This is a genomic window from uncultured Psychroserpens sp., assembly GCF_947492715.1.
Lineage (GTDB): Bacteria > Bacteroidota > Bacteroidia > Flavobacteriales > Flavobacteriaceae > Psychroserpens.
In genome coordinates this window covers 43,151-55,859 of sequence record NZ_CANLNS010000006.1, presented here as the reverse complement: position 1 = coordinate 55,859, position 12,709 = coordinate 43,151, and the positions used below count along the sequence as shown (strand labels likewise).

Here is a 12,709-nt window from a genome sequence, read left to right as displayed (position 1 = left end):
TCTTGTTTGGATTTAAGTTAGTAAATATATATGAAACTATAGAATAATCTGAAAGATTTTAACTTAGTTGATTTATGTTTGCTATGGCGCATTCTCTTCTATGGTTTTTTGAACACACTTCAAAATACTAATGAACTTTTCGAATTGTTTCATGTCTTTAATTCCATGGGCAGGAGTTAAGATAATTTTATTCGTTGGTTTAGCCATGGTTCCAATGTAGAGTTTTTCATTAGCTATATTTTTGATGAAAATTTCATCTGAAACGATATTTTTTATGATGTCTTTATCACCACCAAATAAAAATTGATTTCTAACAGATTTTGGTATCAAAACTACTCGACTTGGTATAAGAAAATCTAAGAATCGGTGCCATAAAGATTTTGGAAAAGCACTAAATTTAATAGTGTAAGTTTTATTTAAATGAAGTGTAATTCTGAAAGGTTCAGTGCCATAAGTTGCTCCTTTAACAGCGTTTAGGTTGATACTAATTTTTGTTCCGTCTATTTCTATAATGCCTTTTTTTTGCTGGAAAGAATGTTTACCAACAGGGCTATTAAAACTCTTCTCAGATTCTGCAGAATATTTACCGTAATATTTTTCGGTTATGTCCTGTATAATACTCATTGGTTCAAAGGGTTTTCTAAATAGCTATATTTTTTTAGGCGGTGAAATTTCGTCAATAAAAATTAGTCCATCAAAATTTTCAGACAAAATCATTTGATTAGAACCATTTAAGTCAATGAATGTATCATTTATGATGATATCATTAAATAACCAATTTGTGTTTTTATTGGCTTTTTTTGGAATGTTCAAAAAACCAACTCTAGAGTTTAGTCGATGTATGACATGTTTAATATCTAGACCAATATCTGATACTGGTTTTAGTTGCTCTTCTTGTCCACGGTTATTAAAAAAACTTCCTTTACCAGCAAACACGCCTATAGCATACATTTTAGAACCATATTTTTTTTTGAGAAATTCTCCCATAACTTCTTCCTTGACATTATGTTTCGAAATATGAAAATTATGAGCAATCACTATTACTTTTTGATTTTTGTAAATAGTTTTTAAAAGCCAATCCATATTAGAATACATCATAGAGTCTCGTGCTTTCCATCTTTTACTCCAATCTTTGTCTTTCACAAAAACCAAAAAGTATTCTAGATATTTTATACGGTTTTTAATAGTTCTTATAACTAAATGAGATGTGTGATCTAAATATTTATTGTCTAACTGTTCAATAGATGAAAGTTGTTGTTTATAATCTTTTATGAGTGTATTGGTAGAATTGTTTAAAGAATCAAATATTGATTTTCTATTGGTTAGTTTCTTTTTTTCTTCGGAAAAACGAGCTTCTAAGCGTGACAATTGATTGGCATCAAGACCTAATCTTTTTAATTCCGTTTTCATGAGGTTCTCAAACGAATTGCCTGTACGCTGAACATCGAAACCACTTATTGAAATGTCGTTTGCTTTTATATACTCCATAAGATCCACAAACTCTGATGTTCGCCATCCACTAAAAAAACCATAGGTCATTTCAGTAGGGTTTAAGGTCTCTTTTTGCAAATTGATTGAAATGAGTTCTCCTAGTCCAGATTCAAAAAGGATGACATTAAAATCTAATTTTTCGTGTAATGCTTTTATTAAATCATTCCTTGATTCAAATATTTCTTTCGAGCCATGATTTGGTTCTCCTAGAAGCACTATTCGTTTGTTTTTAACTTGTTTAAGAACAGGATTCCAGTTGCCATTTTTATAGCTGGTATTAACATTAATAGATTTAATGTTTTTGTTTATGTAGGTCGAATCTGGAACTTGTAGTGGTTGTGCACTAACTAATAACGTACATAAGATGAGTATAATTGAGAAAACGCGGTTATTGATCATTTCTATTCAGTTTACTAAATAATGATACGTATTTAATTGAAATGTTACAATTTTTTTCAAACTACCGCGTAATAATCTACTCCTCTTAATAGTTGTTAATCTTGCTTAGAACTATGTTTGTAAAGAACTATATTTGAAGAAAATTTATTCGAACGGATGAAAGTTAGGTTGACTAGTAAAATAATTAGTGAAATTGGAGTCAAAGAGAAATATTTGCGAAAAAACCATTATAATAGTCTTAAAGTGTGGTGGGCAAGACGACCTACAACTGCCATGCGTTCTCTCCTGATTCTGGAAATGTTCAAACGTAAAAATAAGGACCCTCAAGTGGATCTTAGCTTGATTTCAGATACTAATCCGGCGCCGAAGTATTTCAAGAAATTCTCCGAAGATTTTAAAACCTCAGATTTAAAAGTGCTTGATGTTTTTGCAGGTGGAGGTTCGATACCTTTTGAAAGTTCTAGGTTAGGTTTTCAAACGTTTTCTGCTGAATTAAATCCTGTTGCTTCATTATTACAAGACACAATATTTAATGCCATCGAGGTACCCGATTATTCTGAAAAATTGAGAAATTCTGGGACAATTATTATTGAAAACTTAAATAAAAAGTATGCTAAGTATTTTGATCTAAATGGAGATGTCCCATATGTGATATATTGTTCGAAAATCTCAAAATGTGTTAATTGTAATTCTGAAATTGATTTAAAACGTCTGAAGTATTTAAGCAAGAAAAAGAAGAAAACAATTTATTTTGACCATAATGAAACTATAGTTGAGGATACACAGGACACCACTACAAATAGTAAAATAAAAGGATTTGAATGTCCAAAATGCGGAGTAGTTAACAGCTTTAAGGATATTAAAGATTACTGTGTAAACAATACATTAGGTTATAGGCCTTTTGCCATATGCTATCATAATGAAAAAGAAAAAAAAGCATATAGGAAAATTGATAGTAGAGATGGTGAGGATCTAAACAAATATAAAGCGTCTATTGCATTAGAATTAGATAGACTAGAGCAATTACTTCCAAAAAATATAGTTACAAAAAAGGGAGGCGTAATAAACCCAACATTATATGATTTAAAAATACCGTCAGATTTTTTTACCGATAGACAGCTTGTTATTTTGTTAGGTTTAATTGATGAAATCATAAATGAATACAATCGACTACTCAAAGTGTACGATTTAAAAACAGCTAAACAAATAGTATTAGGCCTTACTTCGCTTGTTGAATTTCTTGTAGATTGGAATAGCAAAGGAACAATGTGGATAGCTCAAAATGAGCAAACGGGGAGGAGTTTGGCTGGACCAGGAGTAGGAATGAAATGGGATTTTATTGAAGTGAATCCATTTTATAAATCGGGTTCAAATCTTAGATCTAAGTTAGATAGGGTTTGTAATACGTTTATGGCAATAGATTTAAAGCATAAAGTTGAGATTATCAAAGGATCATCAGCAGCATTGCCTTTTAAAGACGAGTATATTGATATTGTACTTACAGATCCACCTTATTTTGATTCTATAGACTATACAGGACTTAGTGAATTCTTTAGACCTTGGTTTGAAGTTATTATAAAACATACATTTTCAGAGTCTGCAAATTTAGAGAACGACCATAACTCTGAAGCTATTGTTGATCTCGCAAATGGAGGAAAAAATGGTAAAGATCAGAATCATTATCAAAGTTTAATGACAGACGTTCTAAAAGAAGTCAATAGAGTACTGAAATCTAATGGAAAGGCACTTATGCTTTATTCGCATAAAACCTTTGAAGGTTGGAAGGTTATTGGTGAAGCCATTAGAGATGCAAATTTATTTATTGATGAATGCTTACCACTGGAAATGGAGCGTATTGCCAGACCTAGGGCAATGTCTTATGAAGCCCTAAATGGTGTTATTGTTTTTAAAATGAAAAAAGACAAAACACATATTAAAAGCGTATCAGATGACATCTCAGCTCTCGATATCGAAGTACAAAAAGGAGAGATATTGGAGAGTCATAAAGTCATTTATTTGGCGGCTTTGGCTTGCAAGGATATGATTCTCAATGCAAAGTGTTTCGATGATGCCTATAGAGACGTAATTAGGGATTATTCTAAAATTTCAATACACAGAAATAGTGGTATTTATGACGATATTACAAGAACATATCTGTCTAAATATTTGAATGAGAATGAGGTCGATACAAATTTGTTGATTGCTAACGGGCTCTATACAGAGAAACGTAACCAAATCATTCAATTAAATGAGATTGACACGCAATTATTACCCGAAAACACGCAACTTTATAAAGCTATAGCTTTATTTGAAGAATTTAAAAGAAATAGTAAGACAAAAGCTCAAATTGATGAGAATGATAGAGCGGTTATGATTGAGATATTTTCGACTTTGAGTGGTTTAAACCTCAATACAGTCTCAAAACGAAGTAGTAATGAAATCGTTAAAGTTTCACGACTTATTCTGTCAAAGATTTAATGTGGTCTATAGTCTTTAATATTGGCTAACTGTTTTAGCATTTGGCCAAATTCATTTTCATAAGTTACCTCAAATGTAAATGCTCTTAACTGCTCAAGTTTCATGGCATTAATATGACTTTCTATGGCTGCTTTTACTTCTATTGCTTTTGCTTCAATTCGTTGAATTGAATGCTGAACTTTTTCCTTTATGACTAAAGCTGAAAGCTCAAGGAAATTATCGAGCACTTCTTTTATTGGACTCAGAAATAGTGAATTATTAAGACCATTAATATAAGCTGCTTTGTGCCGAGAACTCTCTGGAAAAACATCTTCATAATTATGTAATAGGTCAATGATAGTTTGATGATTAAAGCTGTCAGAGATGAGTAAGAAAGATAAATGTTCATAGAACAAAAACAGAATAGGTAAATGGTGGTCAGAAAAATATTGGTAGGCTTCACTATTGTTCTTCCAATCCAATAGTGATGGAAAGGTTACCAGTCCTGCGCGACACTCATTATCTTCATATTGATCTAACCATTTGATGTAAGACGCTTGTTTTATGACATCCTTGACATTAGGGGCTTTTTGACTTCTGCCAAGCCGAAAACTCTTGGCGTCGCAAACGATGATATTATTGTCAATTTTTACAGTTACATCTTCTTTGTTAGACTTTTGTTTTTGTAATGCAGTATCACTAAAACCAATTCTTTGGGCCCATTCGCATACAAGGGATTCAACCAGCTTTGAATATAGTGTTTCTTGAGAGGAATCATGCCCATAAAATTCTGGAATATAGCCTGAATGCACTAATAAAAAAGCCAACTCATTATTAGATAGCGTTTTTAGTGTTTCTGTAAATGCGATTTCAACGGCTTCTGTATCTGGAGCTGTACTCCAATCTGTAACATTAGTTTCGATAAATGTTTCAATGAAGTCGTAACTTTTTTTTCGTTGATTTATATCTAACTTCAAACCAAATATGTCCTGTATTTTATCTTCCATTAATTTTTTTAAGCCCTATTTTGATGTTTAAGTTTTGGATATAAGCGAAAGATAGTGAATTGAAATGAATTCTATACAGAGGGGTTTAGAGTAGTTAAATGCTTGTTTTGGTGACATTTATAAATAGATACGATGAGTAGCTATAGAAACAATTAAACAGGTAATTATGAAACTAGAACAAACATTAGAACCAACGGTTGAAACCGTTAAAAAAGAATTGAGTTATTCTGGACATTCGGAACAATGTGGGCATTTTGTAGGCCATCCTAGCGAACCATGCGAAAGATGCGGATTTTCTTATTACAGTCATACAGGATGATAATTTGAGTGCCATATCTTGTAAAGATTAAACGTAATTTTACGGTAGTCAGAATAAAAAGTAAACGCTTGCAAACCTTTAGTTCAAAAAAACGGGAAGTGTTTATAGTGGTTTTAATAAGGACGAAATTGAGTTAATATCTTTCGGCAAAATAGTCTTCATGTGTTTCAAAAGTATATGTTGTTATTTTGCCTGTTATGGCGTTCATTTTAAAATGGTAGTCTATTTCAGGAAAACAACTAGGTCCTGCAATACTACCTTTTCGAACCACGGTGTTGGTCGACCAAAAAAGTGATTCCGTTTTCTTGTCGAACCACAATTCTATAGTTAGGTTTTTTGAGGGTATTTTTCTACGAATTAACTCTGAATGTACAGAGTCTATAGGTATTATTATATCTACAAATTCTGCTCTTGGAAATTCAATGTCTTTAATGGTTTTTCCGTTGTTGTCGATCATTACATTTAATCCAATTTTTTCAATTCCAATTTCAGGGTTTTTAAGCTGATAAACTACAGAGTATATTGGGAAAGCCGAAATGGTATCACAATCACTCCTTTTGTCTTCTTCACCTAGAAGTGCCGAAATGTTGTCCTTGGTTTTAATCGTTTCAATGTCTGTAAGCCTATTAGATAGCACATTAGCATGATCAAATTCTAGCTTTTGAAAATTATCATTACCTAATCTGTTTTTAAGATAAGAGATAACATTGTTTTTTACATCGATTGGAATGTCATCCAAATTTTGGATGTCAGCAGAATAACAACTATTTATATGTTTGTAGCTTTCAGGTTTTGAGACGAATTGAGGGTAGTTTTTACGAGCATATTTATTGCATGAAGCCAATAACAACATCAAAAATAATAATCCAATATTTTTTATTGTATTCAGGTTCATCTGCAATGTGGTTTGTGGTTTTTTATGGCGTTAATTACTTCTGTTGTCTTATAAATTAATTCAATCTCTCCATCAATTCTCATGATCTTGCAATTAAGTTGTTTGATCCAATTGTTATGAATTTTTAGAGATCTACCTTCAAAATTAGGGTTTTCATATTGATTGGCCCATTCTAAAAATGCCTCTGAATTCTGTTTAATGCTTTTATTCGTTATCAGTCGTTTTCCATAGCGTTCAGCTTCCCTATTTTTAAGCCGTTCCATTCTTTTTTCATTATCTAATGTTATAAAAACAACTATGTCGAATGCCGTTTGCCATTCTATTCCCCAGCTCACCATTGAGCCACTCACAACAACGTTCTCGAATGTTTTAAAATCGGCTTTCAGATTTTGATTTCGTTCGTCTAGCGGTATTTTTTCTTGAAATGGTGGTTCGGTATTTTTCCAATAATAGTGGTCAACATCTAAATGTTTAAACGCTATTTGTCTTTCAATTTCGTTTCCTAAAGTTGTGGTTCCAGAACCAGAAGCTCCAAATATCAAAACCTTCATTTTAAAAGCCTGTTTTATTGGTATTCATATTCAAAAGACATTTTTTTATCGGTCTCTAGACTTTCTATTACAAGACTATCAATGAGCTGATTCTTATTAAGGAAATAGGTCAGTTTGTTTTTTTCTTTCATAATTTCACCGCAACAAAAAATCATTTTTCCTCTATAATTAATAAAGGCTTCGAGTTCCATTTTGTGTTCAACGACCCAATTCTAAAATTTTGCTTCTTTAGATTGAGCTTTAACGATAGAAATGGTTAAAAAGAATAAAACTAGAACTAAAGTATAGCGTTTTTTGTTCATAAATTTAGGTTATGGTATACAAGGCTATATAATTAATTTTATTCGTTTATAGAGGCGACACATCAATTCCATTTATCACTTTTTTTAATGATTTTTTTTAAAACGTTTATGTCTATATCTTCTAGTTTTTTGATATAAAGACAACCTCGTCCTGTTTTGTGTTTGCCCAACTGATTTAGGAGCGCTTCTTCCTCATTAATGTCATACATCACATAAATAGTGAGATTCGCTTTTCCAGGTGAAAAACCAACATTAAACCATTCGAATTCGTCACCATTTTTTCTTTTGTAAGCGTATTTGCCATAACCCACAATGCGAGCTCCCCAAATTTTAGGTTCTTTCTTTGTTATGTTTCTTATAAGATCAACCAATAGCTTACTATCTGCCTTTCTAGTGGCGTTGTCTATGTTATCTATAAATGCATCAACATTTTTGTTGGTTTCCGAATTGACTAACTTTTTCATCTGTATAGAATAAATGTACTTTGGTTAAAGATACAAACTATTCTAGAATGAAATGTTTATTGGTTGTATCCCAATAGGTCATCAATAGTATTGGCAGTTACCGAGTGATAATTAGCTCGGGCTTTGTTATAGATTGCTAAGGCGTCATCAACCTTGTCATTTCTTTTAAAAGCCTTGTACAATGTAGATACATACCAACGTCTTCCTACGCGAATTAAAAAGTCTTCAATACGTTGGTCTACGTCATTTCCGTGATAATCATGGTTAATGGCTTGTTCATACCAAACCATAGCAATATGAGAATTACTAGAATTAGTTAAATCGAAGGCATCGTCCAAACGTTTTAAATCTTCGGTAGTAATCGTTTCAGGGAAATTTCTAATGAAATGTACCCATTCTTGCGTAGTCCAATTAGAAGTTTTTGACGCATCTACAGTTTTATTATCTATAAAAGATTGTAAAGTGTTTTTGGCATTCTCAAACTTGTCAGATACGATAATGGCCTGGTTATTTGGAACACCAGCTTGATACACCCATTCGTCTACATTAAAATCAATCCCATTAGGTTCTAATAAATTTGAATTAAGATAATCTATAAAGCCTTCGGTTGTTACGGTAGAAAAAGCATTGGTCTTAAAATAATTTTTTAGAAAGGCATCAAATTTATCTCGACCTACTTTCTCCTCTAAAGTTCTCAAGAACAAATAACCTTTGTCATAAGCAATGCTGTTCATGCCATCGTCAGGATTTTTATCAGTTAAATCCAATTTTAATTTGGTCATTTCTGGTTCGTCTTTAAAGCCTTCAACTTCTTCTTCCAAATCTTGCCTTCCAATTAATGCAATCATATTAGCGCGATCTTTTCCGTAGAGGGCTTCCATGATTCTAATTTCAAAATACACGGTAAAACCTTCATTAAGCCAAAAGTCATTCCATGTGGCATTGGTTACTAAATTTCCAGACCAAGAGTGGGCGAGTTCATGAGCTATTAGTGATGTTAAGCTCTTATCACCAGCAATAACAGTAGGTGTAGCGAAAGTAAGTCTTGGGTTTTCCATACCTCCAAATGGAAAGCTAGGTGGTAAGACGATCACGTCAAATTGATCCCAATCATAATCTCCGTATAGGTTTTCGGCAGCAACTACCATTTTTTCCATGTCACTAAACTCGGCTTGAGCTTTATCGACCATAGATTTTTCAGCATAAACACCAGTTCTGTTACTTACTGCTTTATAGGCAATATCTCCAACAGCTAAAGCCATAAGGTAAGGTGAGATTGGCTGTTTCATCTTAAACGTGTAAATACCATCAACGGTTTTTTCTTTTGGATTTTCGGCACTCATAACTGCCATAAGTTCTTTTGGTACTTTCACAGTGGCATCGTAGGTAATTCTAATTTGAGGACTATCCTGAATTGGAATCCAGGAGCGAGTTAAAATGGCCTGACCTTGTGTAAATAAAAATGGATGCGTTTTATCTGCTGTCTGTTGCGGATTTAACCATTGCAAGGCTTCTGTTTTATCTGTTGTTTTGTAATGAACCGAAATTTGCTTGGTATCATTTTCGATGCTTATATGCAAAGCCTGTCCTAACTGTTCATCAAAGTCTCCAAGATTAAAATTGGTAGCTTTTCCATCGGCTTCAACACTTTCAATTTCCAAAAATTTTGAATCTAAAATAATTTCAGAAGCATTGTTAGTATCAATGGTGTAAGTGGCTGTTCCGTCAATAGTTTTAGTTGTAAAATTAACATCTATATTTAAATCTAAATGCTTGATTACAGACTCGTTAGGTTTGGCGTATGAATGTGATTCTTCAACATATTTGGAAGCTGTATCTTCTGTTTTTTTATCGGTTTCACAGCTCATTGTTAATACGATTAGAGCGTATAAAAGTGTTTGCTTTTTCATAGTTTTTATTCTGAATATATTTCTCCTCGATGAGGTTTAAGTGCATCTCTGATAGGTTTCATTTCATCATCTGTAACAACCATAAATGCAACAGAATGGAGGTTAGAGCGTTGTTCAAACCCAGTAATATTAAAGTTGGTATTTTGAATAACGCAATATTCTTTTAAATGTTTTTCGTGGTGTTCAGCAATTTTTAAAGCATCGGGGCCTCGAAAATCCCAAATTAGTTTTAGTTTACGCATTGGCGACAGATGTTCCTTCTTCAGCAAAATTTTTGAAATCTTGCATATATTTAAGTGTTTGCTTTTTAAATGAACTTGGCATTAAAAACAACATAATTCTCATCACCAAATTTAGTGGTAAAAATTCACTTTTGGAAGTCCATTTTGTAAATCCGTCACTTGTCTTCTCAAAATAGTTTCTTTGAACGTTATGAACGCTTTTGGATGTGTAGTTAGCATGAAATTCGTTAGGGAAGTTTCGTTTGGTTATGGTTTCAATAAGTTCCATGTTACGTCTACCAAATTTATAGCGTAGTTTTATTTTAGCACCTAACTCACCAGGATTTCCAGAAATATGTTCAGCAGATACTAATCCGCGCTGCCAATGTTTCATGTTTTCAACATTATCCATTTTTTTTATGAACTCATCCAATGGCACTTTGACCTTAATTTCTGTAATGTATTTCATTTTGAATCTAGAGGGATTATTCAGTTTTAAATGTAGTTAGTTTTTTGGAAACTCAATGTTAATGAAAGTTCAATAACCATAATTTTAGACGAGTGGCTATTTTTTATCTAAATATAAATGACATCGTAGATGTATTTCATACTAAAAAGGAATCCTATTCGTTTGCAAAAAGCAACTTGTTTTGTGTGCTAATTATGTTATTTTTGCTGAAATTAGCTTATAAAACTTAAGTTTTTAGCACAATGGGCGTTCTAACCCATTTATAAATTAAAATATACATATGAAATTATTGGTTACAACTGCTTTTCTTTGTTTAAGCCTTATGAGTCAAGCTCAAGTTAAGGATAAGGATGTGCTGTTTACGGTAGACGGAGAGCCTGTTATGGCAACAGAATTTATTAGAGTTTATAACAAAAATCTAGATTTAGTCAAAGATGAAACTCAGAAAGATATTGATGCTTACCTAGATCTTTTTGTTAACTATCAACTGAAGGTTAAAGAAGCACGTCGATTAGATCTTGATAAAGACCCTAACTACTTAAGAGAGTTTAATAATTATAAAAAACAGCTAACGCGAAATTTCATGTCTGATAATAAGGTTACAGATGCGTTGGTAAGAGAGGCTTATGACAGAACAACTAACGATGTTAAAGCATCTCATATATTAGTTAGAATTGATGAAACAGAGACCGATACTACGGCCGTGTACAACCAACTTTTAAAATTACGTGAACGTATTTTAAATGAGGGTTATGCCACAGTACAAAAAGACGTGCACGATGGTAAAACCATCTTTGCAGAAGATTTGGGTTACTTTGGAGGATTTAAAATGGTATATCCTTTTGAAACTGTTGCGTTTAATACTGAAATAGGCGAAGTGTCCATGCCATTTAGAACACGGTTTGGATATCATATAGTTAAAGTATTTGATAAGCGTAAATCACTAGGAGAAGCTACAGTTGCGCATATTATGGTGGCGAATACACAAAAAGATACGACTGTGGTTCCTGAAAAAAGAATCTATCAAATTTATAAGAAAATTGAACAAGGGGAAAAATTCGAATCTTTAGCTAAACAATTTTCGGATGACAAAAGTTCGTCTAAAAAAGGAGGAGCATTGGCTCCTTTTACAGGAGGACAATTGAGTTCTAAAGAATTTGAAGATGTAGCGTTCTCTTTAGAAAATGAAGGTGATATCTCTAAACCGTTTAAAACAGATTATGGTTGGCATATTGTAAAGTTGATTCGTAAAACAGGAATACAACCTTTTGAAGATGTTAAGGTTCAGCTTCAAAATAGGGTAAAGCGAGATTCTAGATCCAAGCTCATTAATTCTGCATTGGTTAAAAAATTAGCGGCAAAGTACAAGGTTGAAAAAGATAATGATCAACTGGCTTATTTCGAGGGTATTTTGAACGACTCCTATTTTAAGCAAGCATGGAAGGCACCTGAAGATTTTAATGGAGACCCAACGATAATGACTATTAGAGATTTAAAAATATCTAATAAAGAATTTCTAGGCTATTTAATGAAGAATCAGCGCAAATATTACAATAGAAGGGCAAATATTAAAACCTTAGTTCAAACTGAATTTAGTGCTTTTTATGAAACTCAAGTATTAAAATATCACGAAGATAATCTTGAATATGAAAACGAAGATTTTGCTTTTGTTTTAAAAGAATATCGCGATGGTTTGCTATTGTTTGACTTAATGGAAAAAGAAGTGTGGAATAGAGCTTCTAAGGATACTTTAGGGTTAAAGGAGTTTTTTGAAAATAATAGATCAAAGTACGTTTGGAAAGATAGAGTAGATGGGATTATATTGTCTTCGGCTTCTGAAAAAACGATGAAGAAGATAAAACGAGAGCTTGAAAATGGTACTTCGGTAGAAGATGTGATGTCTCAAATGAATACGAAAGATGATTTGAACGTGATTTCTACAGCTGATATCTTTGAATCGGGTAATCAAGCATTACCTGAAGACTTCGATTTTAAAGCAGGTATTTCTAAAGTATACAAACATAATGACGCATTTCATGTTATAAAAGTGAATGGGATATTACCTGCTCAACCAAAAACCCTAGATGAGGCTAGAGGAAAGGCTGTTAGTGACTATCAAGGCTTTATTGAAGATAATTGGGTACAAGGATTAAATCAACGTTTTAAGATAAAGCACAATAACGCTGTTTTGAAGCGTGTAAAAAAACAAATACTAAATAATTAA

General features: G+C 32.5%; 12 protein-coding genes. 3 read left to right on the top strand and 9 right to left on the bottom strand.

Annotated features, from left to right (window positions below):
• Window positions 1–81 precede the first annotated feature (81 nt).
• Window positions 82–624, bottom strand: a complete 543-nt coding sequence (locus Q0787_RS14465) for a hypothetical protein (protein ID WP_298903552.1) — start codon at window positions 622–624, stop codon at window positions 82–84.
• A 24-nt stretch (window positions 625–648) separates the two neighbouring features.
• Complete coding sequence (locus Q0787_RS14460; protein ID WP_298903551.1) at window positions 649–1,890, bottom strand: erythromycin esterase family protein; 1,242 nt, start codon at window positions 1,888–1,890, stop codon at window positions 649–651.
• Window positions 1,891–2,046: 156 nt separating this feature from the next.
• On the opposite strand from Q0787_RS14460, the gene Q0787_RS14455 reads away from it, so the two are divergent.
• Window positions 2,047–4,368, top strand: a complete 2,322-nt coding sequence (locus Q0787_RS14455) for a DUF1156 domain-containing protein (protein ID WP_298903550.1) — start codon at window positions 2,047–2,049, stop codon at window positions 4,366–4,368.
• Here the strand turns inward: Q0787_RS14455 and Q0787_RS14450 are convergent.
• A complete protein-coding gene (locus Q0787_RS14450; RefSeq protein WP_298903549.1) occupies window positions 4,365–5,354 on the bottom strand; it encodes a HindIII family type II restriction endonuclease in 990 nt (329 codons plus the stop codon). The genes Q0787_RS14455 and Q0787_RS14450 overlap by 4 nt on opposite strands.
• Window positions 5,355–5,520: 166 nt before the next feature.
• Between Q0787_RS14450 and Q0787_RS14445 the strand changes: the two genes are divergently transcribed.
• Entirely contained in the window at window positions 5,521–5,673 is a 153-nt protein-coding gene (locus tag Q0787_RS14445; protein ID WP_298903548.1) for a hypothetical protein, read from the top strand.
• 133 nt (window positions 5,674–5,806) lie between these two features.
• On the opposite strand, the gene Q0787_RS14440 is transcribed toward Q0787_RS14445, so the two are convergent.
• From Q0787_RS14440 to Q0787_RS14415, 6 genes are all read right to left on the bottom strand, one after another.
• A complete protein-coding gene (locus tag Q0787_RS14440) occupies window positions 5,807–6,568 on the bottom strand; it encodes a hypothetical protein (protein ID WP_298903547.1) in 762 nt (253 codons plus the stop codon).
• Window positions 6,565–7,119, bottom strand: a complete 555-nt coding sequence (locus Q0787_RS14435; RefSeq protein ID WP_298903546.1) for an AAA family ATPase — start codon at window positions 7,117–7,119, stop codon at window positions 6,565–6,567. Before Q0787_RS14435 ends, Q0787_RS14440 begins: the two co-directional genes overlap by 4 nt.
• Before the next feature lie 364 nt (window positions 7,120–7,483).
• A complete protein-coding gene (locus Q0787_RS14430) occupies window positions 7,484–7,885 on the bottom strand; it encodes a DUF1801 domain-containing protein (RefSeq protein ID WP_298903545.1) in 402 nt (133 codons plus the stop codon).
• Window positions 7,886–7,941: 56 nt separating this feature from the next.
• Window positions 7,942–9,795 (bottom strand): M1 family metallopeptidase, encoded by a 1,854-nt coding sequence (locus Q0787_RS14425; RefSeq protein WP_298903544.1) that lies wholly within the window; start codon window positions 9,793–9,795, stop codon window positions 7,942–7,944.
• Between the two features lie 5 nt (window positions 9,796–9,800).
• Complete coding sequence (locus Q0787_RS14420; protein WP_298903543.1) at window positions 9,801–10,037, bottom strand: hypothetical protein; 237 nt, start codon at window positions 10,035–10,037, stop codon at window positions 9,801–9,803.
• On the bottom strand, window positions 10,030–10,485 hold the full coding sequence (locus Q0787_RS14415) for an SRPBCC family protein (protein WP_298903542.1): 456 nt from the start codon (window positions 10,483–10,485) through the stop codon (window positions 10,030–10,032). Before Q0787_RS14415 ends, Q0787_RS14420 begins: the two co-directional genes overlap by 8 nt.
• Window positions 10,486–10,765: 280 nt before the next feature.
• Here Q0787_RS14415 and Q0787_RS14410 point away from each other — a divergent pair, with 280 nt between their 5' ends.
• Complete coding sequence (locus Q0787_RS14410) at window positions 10,766–12,709, top strand: peptidylprolyl isomerase (RefSeq protein ID WP_298903541.1); 1,944 nt, start codon at window positions 10,766–10,768, stop codon at window positions 12,707–12,709.